This window comes from Streptomyces pactum (assembly GCF_002005225.1).
In the GTDB taxonomy this organism is placed as follows: Bacteria; Actinomycetota; Actinomycetes; order Streptomycetales; family Streptomycetaceae; genus Streptomyces; species Streptomyces pactum_A.
Window position 1 is genome coordinate 1,849,950 of sequence record NZ_CP019724.1, and the last position, 21,208, is coordinate 1,871,157.

Annotated in this window: 17 protein-coding genes; 5 read left to right on the forward strand and 12 right to left on the reverse strand. The window is 74.2% G+C overall.

Annotated features, from left to right (window positions below; all coding sequences use genetic code 11):
- Positions 1-25 precede the first annotated feature (25 nt).
- The 4 genes from B1H29_RS07645 to B1H29_RS07660 all read right to left on the reverse strand — a co-directional run bounded on the left by B1H29_RS07645 (position 26) and on the right by B1H29_RS07660 (position 5,871).
- Positions 26-1,456, reverse strand: coding sequence for a bifunctional transcriptional activator/DNA repair enzyme AdaA (locus B1H29_RS07645; RefSeq protein WP_055419522.1), 1,431 nt, complete (start codon positions 1,454-1,456; stop codon positions 26-28).
- 65 nt (positions 1,457-1,521) lie between these two features.
- Positions 1,522-2,631 (reverse strand): ribosome small subunit-dependent GTPase A, encoded by a 1,110-nt coding sequence (rsgA, locus tag B1H29_RS07650; protein ID WP_055419523.1) that lies wholly within the window; start codon positions 2,629-2,631, stop codon positions 1,522-1,524.
- A 240-nt stretch (positions 2,632-2,871) separates the two neighbouring features.
- Positions 2,872-4,386 (reverse strand): cellulose-binding domain-containing protein, encoded by a 1,515-nt coding sequence (locus B1H29_RS07655; RefSeq protein WP_055419524.1) that lies wholly within the window; start codon positions 4,384-4,386, stop codon positions 2,872-2,874.
- Between the two features lie 165 nt (positions 4,387-4,551).
- Positions 4,552-5,871, reverse strand: coding sequence for a radical SAM protein (locus tag B1H29_RS07660; RefSeq protein ID WP_055419525.1), 1,320 nt, complete (start codon positions 5,869-5,871; stop codon positions 4,552-4,554).
- 105 nt (positions 5,872-5,976) lie between these two features.
- On the opposite strand from B1H29_RS07660, the gene B1H29_RS07665 reads away from it, so the two are divergent.
- The 3 genes from B1H29_RS07665 to B1H29_RS07675 all read left to right on the forward strand — a co-directional run bounded on the left by B1H29_RS07665 (position 5,977) and on the right by B1H29_RS07675 (position 11,927).
- Positions 5,977-7,233: an FAD-binding protein gene (locus B1H29_RS07665; RefSeq protein WP_055419526.1), complete on the forward strand. Its 1,257-nt coding sequence runs from the start codon at positions 5,977-5,979 to the stop codon at positions 7,231-7,233.
- Between the two features lie 141 nt (positions 7,234-7,374).
- Positions 7,375-8,628, forward strand: a complete 1,254-nt coding sequence (locus B1H29_RS07670) for an ROK family transcriptional regulator (protein ID WP_055419527.1) — start codon at positions 7,375-7,377, stop codon at positions 8,626-8,628.
- A gap of 350 nt (positions 8,629-8,978) precedes the next feature.
- Complete coding sequence (locus B1H29_RS07675; protein WP_079160075.1) at positions 8,979-11,927, forward strand: glycoside hydrolase family 2 TIM barrel-domain containing protein; 2,949 nt, start codon at positions 8,979-8,981, stop codon at positions 11,925-11,927.
- Positions 11,928-12,063: 136 nt separating this feature from the next.
- Here B1H29_RS07675 and B1H29_RS07680 read toward each other — a convergent pair whose 3' ends face one another.
- The 3 genes from B1H29_RS07680 to B1H29_RS07690 all read right to left on the reverse strand — a co-directional run bounded on the left by B1H29_RS07680 (position 12,064) and on the right by B1H29_RS07690 (position 15,650).
- Positions 12,064-13,326: an MFS transporter gene (locus B1H29_RS07680; protein WP_055419951.1), complete on the reverse strand. Its 1,263-nt coding sequence runs from the start codon at positions 13,324-13,326 to the stop codon at positions 12,064-12,066.
- A gap of 84 nt (positions 13,327-13,410) precedes the next feature.
- On the reverse strand, positions 13,411-13,935 hold the full coding sequence (locus tag B1H29_RS07685; protein WP_055419528.1) for a hypothetical protein: 525 nt from the start codon (positions 13,933-13,935) through the stop codon (positions 13,411-13,413).
- Positions 13,932-15,650, reverse strand: coding sequence for a PHP domain-containing protein (locus B1H29_RS07690; protein WP_055419529.1), 1,719 nt, complete (start codon positions 15,648-15,650; stop codon positions 13,932-13,934). Before B1H29_RS07690 ends, B1H29_RS07685 begins: the two co-directional genes overlap by 4 nt.
- Positions 15,651-15,800: 150 nt before the next feature.
- Here B1H29_RS07690 and B1H29_RS07695 point away from each other — a divergent pair, with 150 nt between their 5' ends.
- On the forward strand, positions 15,801-16,391 hold the full coding sequence (locus B1H29_RS07695; RefSeq protein WP_055419530.1) for a TetR/AcrR family transcriptional regulator: 591 nt from the start codon (positions 15,801-15,803) through the stop codon (positions 16,389-16,391).
- Here B1H29_RS07695 and B1H29_RS07700 read toward each other — a convergent pair.
- From B1H29_RS07700 to B1H29_RS07715, 3 genes are all read right to left on the reverse strand, one after another.
- Positions 16,385-16,717 (reverse strand): hypothetical protein, encoded by a 333-nt coding sequence (locus tag B1H29_RS07700; protein WP_159027793.1) that lies wholly within the window; start codon positions 16,715-16,717, stop codon positions 16,385-16,387. The genes B1H29_RS07695 and B1H29_RS07700 overlap by 7 nt on opposite strands.
- 375 nt (positions 16,718-17,092) lie before the next feature.
- On the reverse strand, positions 17,093-17,887 hold the full coding sequence (locus tag B1H29_RS07710) for an isocitrate lyase/PEP mutase family protein (protein WP_055419532.1): 795 nt from the start codon (positions 17,885-17,887) through the stop codon (positions 17,093-17,095).
- Positions 17,884-18,357 carry a hypothetical protein gene (locus B1H29_RS07715; RefSeq protein WP_055419533.1) on the reverse strand — a complete coding sequence of 158 codons (474 nt, stop codon included), beginning with the start codon at positions 18,355-18,357 and terminating at the stop codon, positions 17,884-17,886. The genes B1H29_RS07710 and B1H29_RS07715 overlap by 4 nt, the downstream gene beginning before the upstream one ends.
- Before the next feature lie 111 nt (positions 18,358-18,468).
- Between B1H29_RS07715 and B1H29_RS07720 the strand changes: the two genes are divergently transcribed.
- Positions 18,469-19,005, forward strand: a complete 537-nt coding sequence (locus B1H29_RS07720) for a hypothetical protein (protein ID WP_055419534.1) — start codon at positions 18,469-18,471, stop codon at positions 19,003-19,005.
- On the opposite strand, the gene B1H29_RS07725 is transcribed toward B1H29_RS07720, so the two are convergent.
- Both B1H29_RS07725 and B1H29_RS07730 read right to left on the reverse strand, forming a co-directional pair.
- Positions 18,950-20,083, reverse strand: a complete 1,134-nt coding sequence (locus B1H29_RS07725) for a rhamnogalacturonan acetylesterase (protein WP_079160078.1) — start codon at positions 20,081-20,083, stop codon at positions 18,950-18,952. The genes B1H29_RS07720 and B1H29_RS07725 overlap by 56 nt on opposite strands.
- The gene (locus tag B1H29_RS07730; RefSeq protein WP_055419535.1) at positions 20,080-21,168 is read right to left on the reverse strand and encodes a glycoside hydrolase family 43 protein; all 1,089 of its coding nucleotides are present in this window, start codon (positions 21,166-21,168) and stop codon (positions 20,080-20,082) included. The genes B1H29_RS07725 and B1H29_RS07730 overlap by 4 nt, the downstream gene beginning before the upstream one ends.
- Between the last annotated feature and the right edge of the window lie 40 nt (positions 21,169-21,208).

Consider the following 21,208-nt stretch of genomic DNA (forward strand, 5'->3'; position numbering starts at 1 on the left):
GAGGGCGTGGTGGTGGTCGGGGTCTTCATCGGTGCTGCTCCCATTCTCCCGCTGCGCGCAGGTGGTTCAGGGCGTAGGAGCGCCAGGGGCGCCAGGTGTCGGGTACGGCCGGGTTGGGCGGGGCGACGTCCGGGTCGCCGAGGGCGCGGGTGCGGACGACGGCGGCCGTACGGGGGTCCACGCCGGGCACGGCGAGCAGCGCGCGTTCGGCGTCGTCCCGGTCGGCGCCCGGGTCGAGGCGCACGGCGCCGCCTGCGAGGGCGGCGGCGAGCCGGCCCGGGGCGCCGTCCGGCTCGGCCCCGGCGAGGACGGCCGGTTCGGGGAAGAGGTGGGTAAGGGTGCCGCAGGGAGCGTCCAGCGTCTTGCCGTGGCGCCGGACCAGCCGCTCGGCCTCCGTCCGTCCGGTCAGGGCCCGTACGGCGAGTTCGTCGGGGTCCGCGGCGCCCGGTGAGCGCAGCCCGGGGCGGGCGGCGACCAGCGGGGCGAGGCGGGGGTCGGCACCGAGCCGCTCGTCCACGGCGTACGGGTCGGCGTCCAGGTCGAACAGCCGCCGCAGCCGCTGTACGGACGTGGTCAGGTCGCGCAGGTCGGTGAGGTGGAGGCGGGCGTCGAGCCAGCCGCCGCTGCCCGTGGCGGGCGAACCCGGCCGTTCGTCGACGGCGACGATCCCGGTGCCGTACGGCAGGCGCAGGGTGCGGCGGTAGACGCGGCGGCCGGGCGGGCCGCTCACCTCCTCGACGCCGGCCACCGCCTCGTGCTGGAGCAGGTCGAAGACGGGGCCGGCCTGGTAGGGGCCCCGGTGGGCGAGCCGGAGGGGGATGCCGGCGGACGGGGTGGCCGCGCGCCGGGAGCCCGCCCGGTCCCGGGCGGGGGCGGCGGCGCGCAGCTCGCTCGGGGTGGCCGCGTACACGGCCCGGATGGTGTCGTTGAACTGCCGCACACTGGCGAACCCCGACGCGAAGGCGATCTCCGTGACCGGCAGGCCGGTGGTCTGCAGCAGGACGCGCGCGGTGTGCGCCCGCTGGGCGCGGGCCAGGGCCACCGGCCCGGCGCCGAGTTCGGCGGTGAGCTGCCGCTGTACCTGGCGGGCGCTGTAGCCGAGCCGCCCGGCGAGTCCGGCGACGCCCTCGCGGTCGACGACGCCGTCGCCGATGAGCCGCATGGCCCGGCCGACGACGTCGGCGCGGACGTTCCAGTCCGCCGAGCCCGGCACGGCGTCCGGACGGCACCGCCGGCAGGCCCGGAACCCCGAGCCCTGCGCGGCGGCGGCCGTCGCGAAGAACCGCACGTTGTGCCGCTTCGGCGTGATGGCCGGGCAGCTTGGCCGGCAGTAGATACCGGTCGTCTCGACGGCGAAGAAGAACGCGCCGTCGAACCGGCCGTCCCGGCTGCGTACGGCCTCGTACCTGCTGTCCTCGTGCGCCCGGTGCTCCGCGGGCCGCGTCCCGTTCCCCATCACGCCGTCCAGTCTCCGCCAGACCGGAGGACCGGGCTGGCGGAAATCGGACACGGCGCTGCCGGCTACCGCACGCGGCCCCGCTTGGCCTCCATCGCCGCCTTGCCGATGGCGCCCCGCCGCTTCCACTCCTTGCGCATCTCGGCGCGCACCCGGGCGTCGGTCTTGGCGACGATGCGCTGGTTCTCCCGCATCAGCTTGCGGTAGCTCTCCAGCCGCCGCTCGGGCAGTTCGCCGGTGTCGATGGCGGCGAGGACGGCGCAGCCCGGCTCGCTCTCGTGGGCGCAGTCGTGGAACCGGCAGTCCCGGCCCAGCTCCTCGATCTCGGCGAACACCTGGCCGACCCCGCTGCTCGCGTCCCAGAGTCCGACGCCCCGCAGTCCGGGGGTGTCGATCAGTACTCCCCCGCCGGGCATCACGAGGAGGTTGCGGGTGGTGGTGGTGTGCCGGCCCTTGCCGTCGACGTCCCGGGTGGACCGGACGTCCATGACGTCCTCGCCGAGCAGTGCGTTGGCGAGGGTGGACTTGCCCGCGCCGGACTGTCCGAGCAGCACCGCCGTACCGCCGGTGACGACGGCGGCGAGGACGTCGAGTCCCTCCCCCCGCTCGGCGCTGACGGACAGCACCGGCACGCCGGGGGCGGCGGTCTGCACGTCCTGGACGAGGTGGCCCAGGGTCACCGGGTCGGGGACGAGGTCGGCCTTGGTGAGCACGACCAGGGGCTGCGCGCCGGACTCCCAGGCGAGCGCCAGGAAGCGTTCGATCCGGGCGAGGTCCAGCTCGGCCGCGAGCGACACGGCGACGATCGCGTGGTCGACGTTGGCCGCGAGGATCTGCCCCTCGGACCGCTTGGAGGAGGTGGAGCGCACGAAGGCCGTACGGCGCGGCAGGCATGTCCGTACGTAGCGCGGGTTGCCGTCCGGTTCGACGGCGACCCAGTCGCCGGTGCAGACGACGCGCAGGGGGTCGTGCGGGGTGACGAAGGCGGTGTCGGCCCGCAGGACTCCGCCGGCGGTGACGACGTCGCACTGCCCGCGGTCGACCCGGACCACACGGCCGGGCAGCAGTCCCTCGTCGGCGTACGGGGTGAACGCGTCGGCCCAGTCCTCGTCCCAGCCGTGGGGAGTCAGGGCGGAGTGAGCGGTGAAGACGGAGCTGGAAGACGTGGAAGACAAGGGGTGACCCTTCGGGGGGCGGCCCCGGCGGAAGGACTCGGGAAGGCCGAGGTCAGCCGGTGGCCGCGGAGGTGGACTTGATGGACTCCTGGATGCGGGCAGCGCCCTTCGCAACGACAGCCATCGGTCGACACCTCCTCACTCCTGCGCTCTTCGCCCCGCGGTGATCACCGCGTGACGTGCCGCCACAGTAGCCCGTCGGTACCGCGGTGCGTCAACGCCTTTTCCGGGCCCGGGGCGTCAGGCCCGTTCGCACGCCCGGCCGTTCAGGGTGAAGTCGTACGGCGGGGAGTTCTTGCCGCGCCAGGAGGCGAGGAAGCCGAAGGCGAGGCGGCCGCCCGCGGGGACGGAGCCGTTGTACTCGGCGGCGGTGGCGGTGACCCGGGGGCCGCTCTGGGCGTGGCTCGCGTCCCACATCTGGCCGATCCGCTGGCCGTCGGGGAAGGTCCAGGCGACGCGCCAGGAGTCGAGGGCGTCGGCGGAGGTGACGGTGACCGTGGCCTGGAAGCCGTCGGGCCACTGGTTGACGAGGTCGTAGCGGACGCGGCAGGCGGCCGGGCCGGTCGCGGAGGGCTCCGGAGCCGGGGGCCCGTCCCGGCCGCGTTCCGGCGGGTCCTCGGTGCTCGGGGTGGGCGTGGCGGTGCCCTGGGGTTCCGGGTCGGGGTCCGTCCGCGGCGTCCTGGCGGGCGCGGCGGCCGTGGTGCCGGCGGTCGGCGGTGAGGTGTGCGACGGCCGCGGGCCGGCCGGCGGCAGTACGGGGTCCGGGACGGCGACGGGGCGGCGGTCCACGGTGCCGGCGGACGCCGCGCCGTCCTCGGCCGTGTCGCCGAAGGGCATGAGGGAGACGGTGAGCGCCACCAGGGACACCAGGACGGCGGTGGCCAGGAGGCCGCCGCGGACGACGCGGGCCCGGTGGCCGCCGTCCGGCGGCGCGTCGGCGCGGTCGTCGTCGGCCGTTGCCGGGCGCCCGGCACCGAGTCGTACATCGGCGGCGCGGCGGCGGCGCTCCAGGTAGGCGAGACCGCCCCAGCCGATCACCCCGGCGGCGAGGGCCGCGGGCGGTCCGCCGCCGTTCGTACGCAGACAGGCGGCGGCCTCGGCGCAGTCGGGGCAGGTGGCGAGGTGGCGGGAGAGGTCGTCGGGCACGTCGGCGGCGGACGACCTGGTGACCGCGTCCAGCAGCCGGGCGTAGCCGCGGCACCGCGCGTCCAGCGGTGCGTCGAGGTGGCCCCGCCGGCAGCGGTCGCGGAACAGGTCCCGCACTTGGGCGAGTTCGTCGGACGCGGTGGCCGGATCGAGGCCGAGACGGCGGGCCACCACGGACAGGGGCAGGGCCTCCACGTCGGCCAGCCACAGCAGTTCCGCGTCCGGTGGCTGCATGTCCTTGAGGCCGCGCAGCGCCAGCGGGCGGCGCGGCGGCGGTCCGGCGTAGCGGGCGGCCTGGGCGGAGCCCAGCCACAGCCGCAGTCCGGAGTCGAGTTCGTGGCCCCGCCCGTCGTCCTCCCAGGCGGCCGCGGTGGTGCGTACGGCGGTCAGGAGCAGGGGGATGCGGGGCAGGCGGCGGACGGTGCCGCGCGCCGCGGTCGCGTCGGCGGCGCGGACCTCGCGCATGCCGTGGGCGAACGCCTCGGCGGCGAGCCGGACGGCCGCCCGGGAACCCGTCGTACACAGATCGGCGTAGGAGAGCACCGTGTCCCAGCACTCGTCGAGCAGCGCGGCCTCGGCGGCGTCCTGGGGGCTCGGCAGGTCGGGCATCGGACTCCTGCATCCACGGGCGAGGACAACTCGCCGCACGGACGGAGGAGTTGGCGGCCGGGTCTCGCGGCAGGCGCAGAGCTTCGCACGTCTTCGGCACGACTGACAAGCGCCGTGCTCAGCACCGGCGGGTCCGGTGCGCGACCCGCCGGCTCCCCCTTCGGCTCACACCTCGACGGCCGCGTCCTCGGGCAGGCTGTCCATGAAGGAGCTGACCGAGAAGACCGCGCGGCCGGCGCCGGGCAGGCCGTAGCCGGGGGGCGAGGCCAGGCCGAACTCGTCCATGGTGGCGCGGTAGGCCTCCAGCAGCCGGATGTGGTACTCCAGCGGCGCGCCCTGCGGGTTGGCCTTGCCGAGCGGCGTGGTGGGCTCGGGGCACCAGGTGGTGAAGCGGGGCGTGATGCCGTGCGACATGAAGAAGCGCAGGCCCTCGGTGGTGGACGCGATCGCCTCGTCGACCGTCTTGAAGCCGAAGGGCTCGGCCATCTCGACGCCCGCGACGAAGTTCGGGATGACGTTGCGCGCGCCGAAGACGTCGGCGGAGTCCAGGATGCGCTTGTGCCACTCGTCGCGGCCGACGTAGCGCTCCTTGCCGGGGCAGTACATCTTGAACAGGTACTCGTCCCACACCTCGAAGTTGGGGTGGTAGATCTGCACGCCGTAGTCCTTGAAGCGCTGGACGTCCGGCTTGGGCAGCGCCTGGGCGACGACCTTGCCGATCCAGCGGCCGGGGAAGCGCTCCTCGATGGCCTTGGCGTAGTGGCCGTAGAAGTCGGCCTCGTCCCGCCCGGAGACGGTCTTGGTGATCGCGCCGCCGGTGAGGGTGTAGGCGGTGGAGGCCTTCGCCGTGTCGTACCGGTCGATGATCTCCAGGGCCTCCAGCACCTCCTCCACGTCCTTGACGCCGGTGTACGGCCGCCCGGCGGCCTTGTGCTGGCGCCAGTTGTGGTTGATGTCGCAGTACTGGCACTCCTCCTTGGCGCCGAAGTACTGGCAGACCCGGAAGACGGTCAGGTAGATCAGGTAGCCCCACTGGATGGTGGGCGCCACCTCCATGACCGACTTCCCGTTGGACAGGGTGTGCCGGTAGTACTCCGGCATGGGGGGCACACCGACGTCCGAGATGCGCTTGCCGTCCAGGTAGAGACCGAGCTGACCGTGCTCGTCGGCGGCGACCCGGTAGGGGGACGCCGGGTTCACGCGGACCGACACGACGGTGCGGCGCAGGTCGTAGGGGCCGCCGGTGAGGATGATCTCCTCGGGCGGGCGGCGCAGCGCGGCCTCGCCCAGCTCGGGCAGGGTGCCGTGGTCGAAGGAGAAGATGAAGTACGACTTCGGCTTGACCTCGCCGTCCTCGTTGTCACTGAGTGCGGAGGGGTCGAAGGCCACCCCGCCGCGGAGCAGGTCCTCCTTGAAGACGGCTTCCCGCGGTACGTGCGGAAAGCGCTCCATAAGATCCTCGACCAGCGCGGTGCGGCTGCCCATCCGTGTCTCCTCCCGGCTCAGGCGTTCGACTTCTCACGGTATGCCCCCGGCCGTGCGGCTTCCCGCGCGGGGCCCCCTCGGGCGCGCCGGGTAGGTTTCCGCGGTATGAGCGACATCACCGTGACCAACTGGGCCGGCAACATCACCTACACGGCCAAGGAACTGCTCCGGCCGCACTCACCGGACGCGCTGCGGGCCCTGGTGGCGGACAGCGCGCGGGTGCGGGTGCTGGGCAGCGGGCACTCCTTCAACGAGATCGCCGAGCCGGGCGCCGAGGGCGTACTGCTCTCGCTCGCGGCACTGCCGGCCGAGGTGGACGTCGACACGGCGGCCCGTACGGTGCGGGTGGGCGGCGGTGTCCGGTACGCGGAGCTGGCCCGGCTGGTGCACGGGCGGGGGCTGGCGCTGCCGAACATGGCGTCGCTGCCGCACATCTCGGTCGCCGGGTCGGTGGCGACCGGCACGCACGGTTCGGGGGTGCGCAACGGCTCGCTGGCGTCGGTGGTGCGCGAGGTGGAGCTGGTCACTGCGGACGGCTCGACGGTGAGGATCGCGCGGGGCGACGAGCGGTTCGACGGCGCGGTGACCTCACTCGGCGCGCTGGGTGTCGTGACCGCGCTCACCCTCGACCTGGAGCCGGCCTACGAGGTCGAGCAGCACGTCTTCACCGAGCTGCCGCTCGTCGGACTGGACACGGCGGCGTTCGAGACGGTGATGGCGGCGGCGTACAGCGTGAGCCTCTTCACGGACTGGCGGGCCCCGGGCTTCCGGCAGGTGTGGCTGAAGCGGCGCACCGACCAGCCGCTGCCCGAGTTCCCGTACGCCGCGCCGGCCACCGAGAAGACGCACCCGGTGCCGGGCATGCCCGCGGTCAACTGCACCGAGCAGTTCGGCGTGCCGGGCCCCTGGCACGAGCGGCTGCCGCACTTCCGCGCCGAGTTCGTGCCGAGCAGCGGTGCCGAGCTCCAGTCGGAGTACCTGATGCCGCGCGAGCACGCCCTGGCCGCCCTGCGCGCCATGGACGCGATACGCGACGTCCTCGCGCCGGTGCTGCAGACCTGCGAGGTGCGCACGGTCGCCGCCGACGAGCAGTGGCTGAGCCCGGCGTACGGTCGGGACACCGTGGCCGCGCACTTCACCTGGGTCGAGGACACGGCGGCGGTGCTGCCGGTGGTGCGGCGGCTGGAGGATGCGCTGGCCCCGTTCGCGGCACGTCCGCACTGGGGGAAGGTGTTCACGACGCCGGCGGGCGAGTTGCGCCGGCTCTATCCGCGGCTGGACGACTTCCGGGCGCTGGCCGAGGCGCTGGACCCGGCGGGGAAGTTCACCAACGCCTTCGTGCGGGCGGTGCTGGCCGGCTGAGGCCGCGCGCCTTCCCCGGACCTCCTGCACGGTCTCGCCTCTCCGCAGCCTTTCCCAACCCCTTCGCACACCCCTTGTAGAAAGCCCGGACGGCGCCATAGCCTGGCGTCGCCCGGTGCTCGTCGGTGACTTGGGGGTTCGATGAAGCGCGGCACGTCCCGGGACATCCGTACCGCGAACCGCTACGAGGTGCTGCGCCGGATCATCGCCGGCTCGCCCACGTCCCGGCAGGAGCTGGCGTCCCTCACCGGTCTCAGTCTCGCCACGGTCGCCACCCTGGTCGGTGAGCTGCTCGACCTCGGCATGGTCACCGAGGTCGGTTTCGAGGACTCGGCCGGCGGACGCCCCCGGGGCCTGGTGGCCGTCCACGCGGCGGGCGGCGTGCTGGTCGGGGTGGACGTCGCCGAGACGTACGTCCGGGCCGAGCTGTTCGACCTGGCGCTGAACGTACTGGCCCGCGCCGACGCGGAGCTGCACCCCGGTGAGAGCCGTCCCGAGCAGGTGGTCGGGCATGTCGCCACCACCGTCGGCACGGTGCTCGCGCGGGCCGGTGCCGAGGACGCCCGGGTGCTCGGCGTCGGGGTGAGCGTGCCGGGCCAGGTGGACCGGGGCGCCGGGGTCTCCGTGTACGCGGCCAACCTGGGCTGGCACGACGTCCCCCTCCTGGACCTGCTCGCCGGGCACCTCGGCCACCCCCTCTACCTCGACAACCCGCTGCGCGCCTGTGCGGTGGCCGAGCTGTGGTCGGGGGCGGCGCGCGGGCGCGGGGACGCGGTGGTGGTCAACCTCGGCACCGGGGTGGGCGCCGGGCTGGTGCTGGGCGGCGGGCTGCACCGGGGCGTGAGCAACAGCGCGGGCGAGTGGGGCCACACCACCCTCGTCCTGGACGGCCGCCCGTGCCACTGCGGCGGCCTCGGCTGTGTGGAGGCCTACGTCGGGGCGCCCGGGATCATGCGGAACCTGAGCGAGCTGAGCCCGCGCAGTCCGCTGCTGCACCCCGGGGACCAGACGGCCACCGTCGAGGCGCTGGCCCGTGCGGCGGCGGCGGGCGATCCGGTGGCCCTCGAGGTGGTCCGGTACACCGCCCGCCACCTCGGCGCGGGCATCGCCGCCCTCGTCAACCTCCTCAACCCCGAGGTGGTCGTGCTGAGCAGTTGGGTCGCGGCCGCCCTCGGCGACCCGCTGCTGGACGCGGTGCGCGAGTGTGTCGCCCGGCACGCGCTGCGCCGCCCGCTGGCGGCCACCGAGATCGTCCTGTCCCCGATCCCGACCGACCCGGTCTGTCTCGGCGCGGCGACGTTCGCGCTGGAGGGGGCGCTGGAGCCGGCACCCCGGCCCGGCACCCCCAGACGCGCCGCCCCGGCGCCGGGCCGCCGTACCGCACCGCTCGGCTGACGTCCCGACCCGCACGCCCTTTCCCGACCGGCACATCCCCGGTACCCGACCCGCACACCCTTTCCCGACCGGCACATCCCCGGTACCCGACCCGCACACCCTTTCCCGACCGGCACATCCCCGGTGCCCGACCCGCGCGCCCGATGCCCGACCTCGCGTGCCGGTGCCCGACCCGCCCGAGCCCGACGCCCGACGCGCGCGAGCCCCATCCCCGGTCCTCGGCCGGCCCTCGGCCGGCCCCGGCCCGAACCCGGGTGCTCTCCGCGCGCCCCGCCCGCACCCCACGCCCGGTGCCCCCGAAACTCCCGCACCCGACGCCCTCCGCACCCGACGACCGAGTCAGGAGCCCCATGTCAACGCGCCCCGCCCGCCCCGCCCGCAGCGCCCCCGCCGGCCTCTCCCCCACGCCCTCCCCCCCTTCCTCTCCCTCTCCCGCCGTCGCCTACGTCGAGGACGTCTCTCCCGGCAGCGGCGCCCTCGCGCCCCGCGCCCGGTACACCTCGGACGCGAAGTCCCTCCCACTGGGAGGTAGCTGGCGCTTCCGGCTGTCCGCGACCGCCGACGCCGAGGACGACTCGTTCGCCGCGCCGGGATACGACGCCGGGGCCTGGGCCGAGGTGACGGTGCCCGGCCACTGGGTCCTCCAGGGCGACGGGGCCTTCGGCTCCCCGGCGTACACCAACCACCTCTATCCCTTCCCGGTGGACCCGCCCCGCGTCCCCACCGAGAACCCGACCGGGGACCACCTCCGCGTCTTCGACCTGCCGGACGAGTGGCCGGCGGACGGCGGGGCGGTGCTGCGCTTCGACGGGGTCGAGTCGTGTGCCCGGGTCTGGCTCAACGGCACCGGGCTGGGCGAGTTCAAGGGCTCCCGGCTGCCGCACGAGTTCGACGTGGGCCCGCTGCTGAAGCTGGCCGGCAACGTGCTCGCGGTCCGGGTCCACCAGTGGTCGGCCGGTTCGTACCTGGAGGACCAGGACCAGTGGTGGCTGCCCGGCATCTTCCGGGACGTGACCCTGCTGCACCGCCCGGCGGGTGCCGCCCGCGACCTGTTCGTGCACGCCTCCTACGACCACACCGCCGGCACCGGCACCCTGCGCGTCGACTCGGACGTGCCCGGCCGGGTCACCGTGCCCGCCCTGGACGTCGACATCGCGACCGGCGAGACGGTGACGGTCCCCGTCCGGCCGTGGACGGCGGAGACGCCGGCCCTGTACGACGGCGTACTGGCCACGGACGGCGAACGGGTGAGCCTGCGGATCGGCTTCCGCACCGTCGCCCTGGAGGACGGCCTGATCAAGGTCAACGGCACGCCGGTCCTCTTCAAGGGCGTCAACCGGCACGAGTGGCACCCGGATCGGGGCCGCGCGCTGGATCTGGAGACCATGCGCGAGGACGTGCTGCTGATGAAGCGGCACAACGTCAACGCGGTCCGCACCTCCCACTACCCGCCGCACCCGGCCTTCCTGGACCTGTGCGACGAGTACGGCCTGTGGGTGATCGACGAGTGCGACCTGGAAACGCACGGATTCGTCGAACAGGACTGGCGGGACAACCCCGTCGACGACGACCGCTGGACCCCGGCCCTCCTCGACCGCGCCGCCCGCATGGTCGAGCGGGACAAGAACCACCCGTCGATCGTGCTGTGGTCCCTCGGCAACGAGGCCGGCACGGGACGCGGCCTGACCGCGATGGCCCAGTGGGTCCGTGAGCGGGACCCGTCCCGGCCGCTGCACTACGAGGGCGACCAGAGCTGCCGCGACACCGACGTCCACTCCCGCATGTACGCCTCCCACGACGAGGTCGAGCGGATCGGCCGGGGCCTGGACGGGGGCCCGCACCGCCGCCGCGAACTCCCCTTCATCCTGTGCGAGTACGCGCACGCCATGGGCAACGGCCCCGGCGGACTCGCCGACTACCAAAGGCTGTTCGAGGCGTACGACCGGCTCCAGGGCGGCTTCGTCTGGGAGTGGATCGACCACGGCATCAGGCACCCGGAGTTCGGCTACGCCTACGGCGGTGACTTCGGGGAGGAACTGCACGACGGCAACTTCGTCTGCGACGGGCTGCTGTTCCCGGACCGGACGCCCTCGCCGGGGCTCACCGAGTACAAGAAGGTGATCGAGCCCGTGCGTATCGAGCCCGTCCGCGACGCGAACGGTGAGGCGGGGCGCTTCGTGCGCGTGACGAACCGGTACGACTTCGCGGACCTGTCCCACCTGGAGTTCGTGTTCTGCCACCAGGTGGACGGCATGCCCACGGGGGCGAGCCGGCTCGCGGTTTCGCCGCTCGCGCCCGGCCGGTCGGCGGAGGTCGAGCTGCCCGAGGCCCCCGACGGCAAGGGGGAGGAAGTGCAGTGGTCGATAAGCGCGGTGCACGCGACGGACACCCCCTGGGCCGGGAAGGGACACCTGGTGGCCTGGGCCCAGCACACGGTGTCCCCGCGGGCCCCCCTGCCCCCGGCGACCGGTCTCCGGCCCGTCGTCGAGGGGGACCGGATCACGCTGGGGCCGGCCTCCTTCGACGCCCGCACCGGCGCGGTGCGCACGCTGCTCGGCGTGGAGGTGCGCGATCTGCGCCTGGACGTGTGGCGGGCGCCGACCGACAACGACGACGGGGCGGCCTGGCAGTCGGACACCCGGTACGGGCTCCGCTGGCGTGAACTGGGCCTGCACCGCATGCGGCACCGGCTGGACGCCGTCGAGCCGGACGGCGAGGCACTGACCGTGCGGACCCGGGTGGCGCCGGCCGGCCGCGAGCCGGGGCTGCGGACGGTGTACCGCTGGACCTCGGACGGCACGTCCGTGCGGCTGACCGTGTCGGTCGAGCCGGACGGCGAGTGGACGGTACCGCTGCCCAGGCTCGGCATCCGCTTCGGGCTGGACGCCGAGTCCACGAACGTCGTCTTCTGGTACGGCGGCGGGACGGAGGCCTACCCGGACACCAGGTCCGCCTCGCGGCACCTCCTGTGGGACGCGGACGTCGAGGAGCTTCAGACGCCCTACGTCCGCCCGCAGGAGAACGGCGCGCGAGCGGACGTGCGGTGGGCGGAGATCGGCGGCCTGCGGGCCGAGGCCGAGCCCGAGTTCTGGTTCACCGCCCGCCCGTGGAGCACCGAACAGCTCGACGCCGCCCGGCACCTGACCGACCTCACCCCCGGCGACACGGTCTGGGTCAACCTCGACCACGCCCTGCACGGCATCGGCTCCCAGTCCTGCGGGCCGGGTCCGCTGCCGCGGTACTTCCTCCACCCCGAGCCCACGGAGTTCTCGTTCGTGTTCTCCGAGCCGGAGGACTGACGCGCGGTGCACGAACGCCCGCGCGGGCGTACGCCGCCAGCGCTCCCGGACGACCGCCGACGCGGATGCGCGTGCACGTGCGCGTGCGGGTTCGGGTGCGCGTGCGGGTGCGGGTGAGCACCGGGCGAGGGGCTGCTCAGGCGCGGCCGGCCCGGCGGATCGGGGTGAACAGCCCGGCGGCCGCGATGAGTACGCAGCAGGTGCCGGCCGCCAGGGCGACCGGTGTGGTGCCGCGCCGTTCCGCCGCCCAGGTGAGGACGGCCGCGCCGATGGGCGCCACCGAGTACTGGAGGGTCCAGAAGGCGGAGGTGACCCGGCCGAGCAGGTGTTCCGGGGTCACCTCCTGCCGCAGCGACATCGAGCAGGTGCCGGCCATCCCGACGCAGGCCAGGAAGGCGGCGCTCAGGAGGGCGACGGCGGGCACGTCGCTGGCCCAGCCCAGCCCGGCGAAGGCCAGTCCGCACACCGCCACGGCGCCGGTCCAGGTGGGGCCGAAGCCGAGCCGGCGGCGCACGCGGGCCACCAGCAGCGCGCCGGTGATGGTGCCGAGGGCGCCGACCGCCATGACGGTGCCGACCGTGCCGTCGTCGCGGCCGAGGTCGTGCTTGAGGTGGTAGATGACCAGGTCGTTGAGGCCGAGGGTGAGGAAGCTGAAACCGCACAGCAGGACGGTGAGCGCGCGCAGCACGGGGTGCCCGCGGAGGAAGGCCGCTCCCACGCGCAGGTCCTGCCACAGCCCCGGGCGCTTCTCGGACCCCTGGTCGTCGGCGGGGCGGGGCCGGAAGCGGACGAAGGCGACGCAGGCCGCCGAGACGCCGAAGCTGGCCGCGTCCACGCCGACGGCGGCGGCCGGGCCGGACCAGGCGGCCACCACTCCGGCGCACAGCGGCCCGAGCACTCCGGCCGCGGCGGCGGTGGCGTTGAGCCGTCCGTTGGCCTCGGTGAGCTGTTCGGTGCCGACCAGAGCGCGGACGACGGTGACGTAGCCGACGGCGAAGAACATGCCGACGGCCTCGCACACCGGCAGGACGACGTAGAGCAGCCAGATGTGCGGGTCGAGCAGCCACACGACGGGGACCAGCCCGTACAGGACCATCCGCACCAGGTCGCAGCCGATGAGCAGGCTGCGGCGGTCCACCCGGTCGACCACGGTCCCGGCGAACACGGCCGCGAGGACCGCGGCCGCGCCGCCGACGGCCGTGAGCAGCCCCATCCGCGCGATCGAGCCCGTGGCCTCGAGGACCAGCAGGGGCAGGGCGATCAGCGCGAAGGAGTCACCGAGGACGGAGAGGGTCTGCGCGGCCCAGAAGACACCGAAGTCCCGTTGCCGCCACAGGGGCCGCGGGTCCTTCGGGGAACGGCCGGCGGCGCGCCCGGCGTCCCGTGCCTCGTGGGTCATCGGGCCGTCGCCGTCCGCCGCCGCATGCCGGTCGCCTCCCCCGTCGCGTCCCCCTGTCCGGTCGGCGACCACCTTACGTACGTGTCAGTGGTCCGCGCAGCACGGTGTCGGATCCGGGTACTCGAAGGGCACCAGGGTGCCGCCCGCGGCGGGCATGGCGGCCAGGACCAGGCGGCCGTTGCGCCACTGCGGACGGACGTGTCCCCGGGTGACCAGCCGGGTGTCCGGGGCGGGTTCGTCCGGCGTGCCCAGCACCGTCACCCGCTCGATCGCGGAGCGCGCGAGCAGCTCCGCGAGCGTCAGCGTGCCGGTGAGGGCGTCCGCGCCCGGGTAGAGGACGGCGCGGCCGGACTCGTCCGGGGCGCCTTCGCGGACCCCGTACCCCTGTGCGGTGAGCCGTTCCCGGGCGGTGCGCAGGACCGGCTCCGCCTCGGCGGCCAGCGACAGGGCGACGCGCGGACGCCCGTCCCGCACCAGGTGCGTGCAGCCGAAGACGCCCTCGGGGAGGTCGAGTCCGGCCGCGAACGCCTGGAGCAGGTGATCGGCCTCGCGCAGCGTCGTCGCGTCGGTGTCGATGCCGATGGCGTACGGCGCGCAGGGCGGTGTCACGACGGCAGGACCCACACCGGGTTGGAGTAGAACCACAGGTCGCGCCACGGGTCGGCGTCGCCGACGACGTCGATGGCGGGGCCCGCCGGGTCGACCTTCGCGCCCAGCGCGCCGACGGCGGACCGGTTGCCGTCGGTGCCGCGCGTGCGGAGGTAGACGGGGCGGTCGACGCGGCCGAGGTCGTAGGTGAGCCGGACGGTGCCGGTGTCCTTGTTCACCTCGTACGACTTGACCACCCTGGCCGTCGGCGCGGTGAAGGTGTCCTGGTCGGCGACCGAGCCGGTCACGTCGCCCTGGATGACGTCGACCCGGGCCAGCTTCGGGGTGAACCCGGCCCAGTTGGGGCCGCCGGCCATGGCGACGTCCATGGACAGGGTGACCCGCGTGCCCTTGCGGACGTGCAGGGCGCCGCCGAGCGTGGCCCAGCGGCCGCCGCCCGAGACGCGGACGTCGAGGCCGCTGACGAGCTGGCCGTGGTCGACCCAGATGCGGCCGGCGCGGATGCCGTCCATGACGGCGGCGTAGGAGAAGCCGTCGGAGCCGACGTGGGTGCGGCTGTACTGGCCGGGCCAGAAGTCGCCCTGGGTGACGTCGATCTGCCCGGCGTAGACCGGGTCGTCGTAGCGGCCGTTGGCCTTGAAGTCGCCGCCGCCGCGGGCGGCGGTGTCGGCGTACACCTGGTGGGAGTCGGAGTTGGCGGTGATCCACCAGGGGCGGCCCTCGGCGATGAGGCTGTCCCACAGGCCGCCGACGGTGGCGGTCATCCAGTCGAAGCCGCCCCAGGTGCGGTAGCTCTCCAGCGGGTAGCCGGGGAAGGAGTTGGCGCCCGGGCTGCCGTCGTAGATGCCGCGGGCGCGCCCCATGCCGAGCGGCTTGGGCAGTCCGGCCGCCTGGTGGCCGGGGGCGCCCTCGAAGCCGACGGCGATCTGGTGGCCGCGGGAGGTGGCGTCGCGCCAGGCGCGGATCTCGTGCGGCGAGTCGATGCCCTTGCGCGCCGGGTGGTTGGCGAGCATCAGGGCGTCCTTGACCTTGCGCCGCTTGACCTGGTCGGCGAGGAAGGAGAGGCCGGCGACGGCGAGCGCCTCGTTGGCGGGCGTGGAGTCGCCTGCGCCCTTCACCCCGCCGTCGTAGTCCGTCTCGAACTGCTTGAGGACGGAGACCTCGTGGCGGCCGGGGTGGACGAAGACGGTGCCGTGCTCGGCGGCCGGGATGTTCCACTCCAGGCCCTGGAAGACGAGGGTGTCCCCGTGGGCGTCGCGGGCCTCGCGGATGTCCGGGTTGACCTTCTCCACACCGATCTTGGCGTGGGTGACGCTGCCGTGGTCGGTGATGACCAGCCAGTCCATGCCGTGCCGGGCGCCCTGGCGGACCTGGTCGACGACGCGGTACTTGCCGTCACTGCTGTACTGGGTGTGGATGTGGTGGTCGCCGGCCAGCCAGAGGAAGCCCTTCCTGCGGCGGCCGTTGCCCGCGGCCTGTGCGGGGGCGGCGGTCGCGGTCTGCGCGAGGACGCTGCCGGCGGCCAGTCCGGCGCCGAGCAGGCCCGCACGGCGCAGCAGGCCGCGGCGCGACTGCTGTTCGGGGCTCAGTGCCTCGTCGGGGACGCTGGTGTCGAAGGCGGCGGGCAGGGGCTGCGCGGCCTGGTGCTCGTGGTCGTGGTCGTGCGGGTGTGCGTGTCCGTGGTGGTGCTGCCCGTGCCCGTGTCCGTGCTCCATGAAGTTCCTCCTGGATACCGCCGCCGTGCGCGGCTGTGAGGAGAATCGAGGCAGAAGATGAACGTTTAACGACTCGGAGATGAGCCCCGCCTGCCGCCCGGCCTGCCCTAGCATGAAACCTAGGAGCTCTAGGAAGCTGGAAGGTGGCCCATGCCCCGAGCGGGCCTTACAACCGACCGCGTCGTCGCGGCCGCCGCCGACCTCGCCGACGCGACCGGGTTCGAGAGCGTCACCGTCTCCGCGCTCGCCCGGCACTTCGGGGTGAAGGACGCCAGCCTCTACACGCACGTCAGGAACCTCCAGGACCTGCGCGTCCGGGTCGCGCTGCTGGCCGGCGGCGAGCTGATCGACGAGATCGCGGCGGCGGTGGCCGGCCGGGCCGGGAAGGAGGCGCTGGCCGCCTTCGCGGGCGCCTACCGGGCGTACGCCCTGCGCCACCCCGGCCGTTACGCCGCGACCCAGATCCGCGTCGACCAGTCCCTCGTCGCCGGCTCCACCGCCCTGCGCCGCACCGCCGAGATCACCTACGGCATGCTCCGCGCCTACGGCCTGGCCGAACCCGACCGCACCGACGCGGTACGCCTGCTGCGCGCCACCTTCCACGGCTACTGCGCCCTGGAGGCCACCGGCGGCTTCGGCGCCCCGCGCGACGTACGGGCGTCCTGGGACAAGGCGGTCGACGCCCTGCACGTGGCGCTGGAGAACTGGCCCCGGGAGCCGGCCGGCCCCCGCGGTCACTGACCGTACGGCAGCCCGCCCGCGCGCGGCCGCTTGAACCACTGGGCCGCGGCGCTCTGGCTGAGCAGGGCCACGACGGCGATCGCGCCGAACAGCGGGAGGCCGCCGCCCCCGTTCCCCTGGGCGATCCCACCGAGCGAGAACGCGATCTGCACGCTCGCCAGCACGATGGACGCGACGCGCACGCCGTTGCCGCCCGTGCCGTACCTGAAGGAGAGGACGAACAGCGCCCATCCCATCAGGTTCGTGGCGAAGAGCCGGCCCGCGTCCTCGGCACCGAAGCCGGCTCCCCAGACCACCACGGCCAGCAGCACCAGACCCGTCATCACCCAGATCACGGTCCGTGCCGCGCGCACACTACCCGGCATGGACGGCGGCGGCACGGGGGCGTGGGGGTAAGGGGCTTGGGCGTACGGGGCATAGGGGTACGGGGTTTGGGGGTACGGGACACCGGCGTGCGGCGCGCCGGCATACGCGCCGGGGGCGCCGCCGTACGCGCTGGGCGGAGCACCGTAACCACCCGGAGCACCCGGAGCACCCGGAGCACCCGGAGCACCCGGGGCGCCCGGAGCACCCGGAGCACCCGGGGCGCCCGGAGCACCCGGAGCACCCGGGGCGCCCGGGGCGCCGTAACCACCCGGGGCGCCGGAGGGCTGCCCGTCGGAACCCGGCGCGGCCGGATACTCGTTCGACATGCCCCCAGCCTACCCAGGCTCCGCGGACCCCCGGCCCAGCGCCCGCACCTCGTCGTACGTCGGTGCCGTGCCCCGCACTTCCCGGCCCGCGCCGATGTCGGCCACCGTCTCCAGGGCGGCGCCCAGCGCCCGCCGGTAGAGCAGCGAGCCGAGGCTGACGCGCCGGACGCCGAGGTCGGCGAGGTGCGGCAGGGCGGGACCGGTGGGCGAGTAGAGGACGTTGAGGGGAACGTCGAAGTGGGCGACGAGGGCCGCGATCCGGCCGGGATCGGTGAGGCCGGGAACGAAGACGCCGTCGGCGCCGGCCTCGCGGTAGGCGTCCAGTCGCCGCATGGTCTCCCTGGCACGTCCGTCACCGTCGCCGTCACGGTAGCCGTCGCCGAGCCAGTACGTGTCCGTTCGGGCGTTGACGAACAGGCCGGGAGCCGCCGACTTGACCGCGGCGATCTTCGCGGCGTGCCGGTCGGCGGGCCCCAGGGTGTCCTCGAGGTTGACGCCGACGGCTCCGACCGCCGTCAACCGCCGGGCGAACTCGCCCACCTCGTCGGGGTCGTCGCTGAAGCCGTCCTCCGCGTCGACGGACAGCAGGAGCGGCGCCGACCCGAGGGTGAGGGCCAGCCGCAGGGTCTCGTCACGGGTCGCCGACGCCCCGTCGGGCAGCCCGCCCGCCGCCGCGACCCCCAGGCTGGTGGTGCCGACCGCCCGGAAGCCCTGCCCGGCGAGGGCGAGCGCGGAGGCGTGGTCCCAGGCGCACGGCAGCAGCAGGGGCTCACCGGCACGGTGGAGGTCGGCGAAGGCGGTCACGACAGGTCACCCACCGCGTCGGCGTAGTACACGGATTCCGTGAGGTGCACGGCGAGTTCGCGAAAGCTCCAGCCCTCGCCGGGCGAGTGGTCGAGCTGTTCGTCGGTGAGCGCGTCGAGGCGGTTGGCCCAGATCCGGGCGAGCCGGGTGAGGCGGCTGCGGGCCTCGTCGAGGTCCTCCTGTGTGAAGGGGGCGCGGTCCGCGTCCGTGGTGACCATGGAGGCGTGCCAGTGGTCGGGCTGCGTCTCCTCTCCTGCCAACCGCGCCTCCAGCTCCGCGAGGTGGTCGACCAGGTGGTCGGCGACGCGCCGGATCGCCTTGTGCGGAGTGTGGACGCGGTCGTCGACGTGCGCGGGCCGCCCGTCCCAGTGGGTCCAGGTGGCGGCCAGGGCCAGGACGTGGTCGACCATGCCGGTGACGGCGTCGGCGGGCGTGACGGTGGTGGCGGTGGCGGTGTTCGTGTCGCTCATGTCCCGCACGCTATGGGCCGGTTGCTTCGGTGCCGGCCGAAGTGTTCCCGACCTCGGGGCGGGTACCCGGGCAGGCACCCGGCGTGACCACTACGACTGCGAGAGGTGGACATGAAGAGACGAGAGCGGCACGACGCGTTCTCCGGACCGCGATGGCGGGACAGGCTGTCGGTCATCGGCCTGGTCGCACTGGCCGTGGGCCTGGTGGTCCGACTGCTCCTCAACGGGGCCGGCTCATGGCCGTCGGCCCTCGTCGGTGCCGGCCTGATGAGTGTCTGGGTCGTGTTCCTGGTCCGCCGCCGCCGTCGGCACGACGCGCGGGACACCGGTGCGCAGCCCGACGACGTGCCCGCCATGGAACGGCGGATCCTCAAGGGCGGGCCGCCCCCCGAGGATCCGCGACGCCGGCAGGCCCTGGCGGCGCTGGTCGACTCCCGTCAGCGGCGGCTGCGGCGCAACCGCTGGTGGGCGTTCCCGCTCCTGGCCCTCATCTTCTTCGGCACGTCGATCCTCTGGTTCGTCTACGGCTCCGTCACCGCCGGGAGCTGGACCCTCGCCCTCGCGGTCGCGGCCATGGGCTGGCTGACCTGGTTCAACCTCCGTTTCGACCGGCGTCTGTCGCAGATGCGGAGTCGGCTCCAGAGCTGAGCTGCGCCCGCACCTTGCCGGGCGGTACCAGCCGCTGGGCGACGAGTCCGTCCCGGACCAGGCCCGCGTAGACCGTGGCGCCGTACGCGGAGGTGTGGGTGTTGTCCCGCCTCTCGTTGTAGAGGTAGAGCTCCTTGGAGCCCTCCACGCCCAGGGACTCCACGAGCGCCTTGGTCTTCGCGGTCAGGTCGACCAGCGGCACGTCCCGGGCGGCGGCGACCGAGCGGACGACGGCCGGATGGTCGACGCCGAGGCCGTTGACGAGCAGGGCGGTGCCGTTGTTCAGGGTGCCGTCGGCGTTGAACCAGCGGCGCACGACGGGCGTCACGAGGACGGGCCGGCCGCCCCGCTCCCGCACACCCGCCACCAGCGTCTCCAGGTTGGCCCGGTAGGTGGCCCCGTCGGTCGTCTTGTCGTTGTGCGCGAGCTGGACGAGCACCAGGTCCCCGGGGCGGATCCGGGTCCGGACGGTGCCCCACAGCCGCTGGTCGGCCAGGTAACTGACGGTGCTGTCACCGGAGTCGGCGTGGTTGGCGACGGACAGTCCCTTGCCGAGGTACTGCGGCAGTCGCTGGCCCCACCCGGAGTACGGCTCCCCCGGCTGGTCGCAGACCGTGGAGTCACCGACGAGGATGATCTGCCGCGCGTGCCGGGCGGGGGTCACCCTGATGCCGGCCAGGGCGGGCGCCGAACCGCCGATCACCAGGTCCAGGCCCGGGCTGCCGTCGGGTCCGGTGGGCTCGCCCTCGGGTGTGCGGACGTCCACGGTGAAGCCGCGGGCGACCCGTTCACCGGCCGCGGTGACGGTCTCGGGAAGCAGGGCCCGCCTGCTCTCGCCGCTGACGGCGGTACGGGCGGCGTCCTCGCCGCCGAGCAGCACCCGCACGTCGTACGTGCCCGGCGGAACGTCGAAGTGGCAGGCCGTGGCGGTGCAGTCGGCCATACCGGCGGGACGCTCCGGTGCCTGATCCCGCGCCGGTGCCGGCGCCTGGGTCCGAGCCTGGGCGGGTACGGCCGTCAGGGCGCCGACGGCCAGCGTGACGGCCGCCACCAGCGTGGTGACGGCAGCGCGTCTCACGCCCGTCCCTTCGCCGTGTCGGCGACCGGAACGCCGAAGTCCGGGGTGCCGTCCGGCTTCCAGCCGAGTCTCTGGACGCGGGTGTGCCGGTTGGGGTCGTTCAGCGGGTCGCCGTCGATCTCCTTGTACTGGCGGGCGTGGTAGACGAGGACGTCGGTGCGGCCGTCCCGGTCGACGGTGAAGCAGTTGTGCCCGGGACCGTACTGACCGGTGGTGTCGTTGCTGGTGAAGACGGGGGTCGGCGACTTCGACCAGTTCGCGGGTTCCATCGGGTCGGCGTCCGCGTCGGCGGTCAGCAGACCCATGCAGTAGTTGGCGTCGGTGGCGCTGGCCGAGTAGGTCATGAACAGGCGGCCGTTGCGGGCGATGACCGACGCGCCCTCGTTGACCTTGAAGCCGACGCACTCCCAGTCGTACTCGGGCGTGGACAGCCGTATCTGCGGGCCCTTCAGCGTCCAGGGGTTCGCCATCTCCGACAGCCACAGCGCGGTGTTGTTGTCCATGCCGGGCTCGTGCTGGGCCCAGGCGAGGTAGCGGGTGCCGCGGTGGGTGAAGGTGGTGGCGTCCAGGGAGAAGGTCTCCCACGCCGTCTTCACCTGGCCCCGCTCGACCCAGGTACCCCGGAAGGGGTTCGGATGGGAGTTCTCCAGGACCCAGATGCGGATGTCCCAGACGCGCTCGGCGGGCGCGGCGGCGAAGTAGATGTACCACTTGCCCCCGACGCGGTGCATCTCCGGCGCCCAGATGTGCGCGCCCATGTCGCCGGTGGCGTGCTTGCGCCAGATCACGGACTCGTGGGCGGTCGCGAGGCCGTTCAGGGTGCGGGAGCGGCGCAGGATGATGCGGTCGTACTCGGGGGCCGTCGCGGTGAAGTAGTAGAAGCCGTCGGTGTGCCGGCGGATGTGCGGGTCGGCGCGGTTGCGGACGAGCGGGTTCACGTACGGGGCCGCCTTGCCGGGCACGGCGGGCACGGCGGAGGCGACGGCGGGGACGGCCGCCAGGGCTCCCGCGAGCGCGGCGCCCTTCAACAGCAGGCGTCGGCCGGGGACCGCGGGCTGATCGGGCGCTTCGTCGGCGCGGCTCATGCGGGCTGCCTCTCGACGGGGGTGCGGGCAGGCGAAGGCT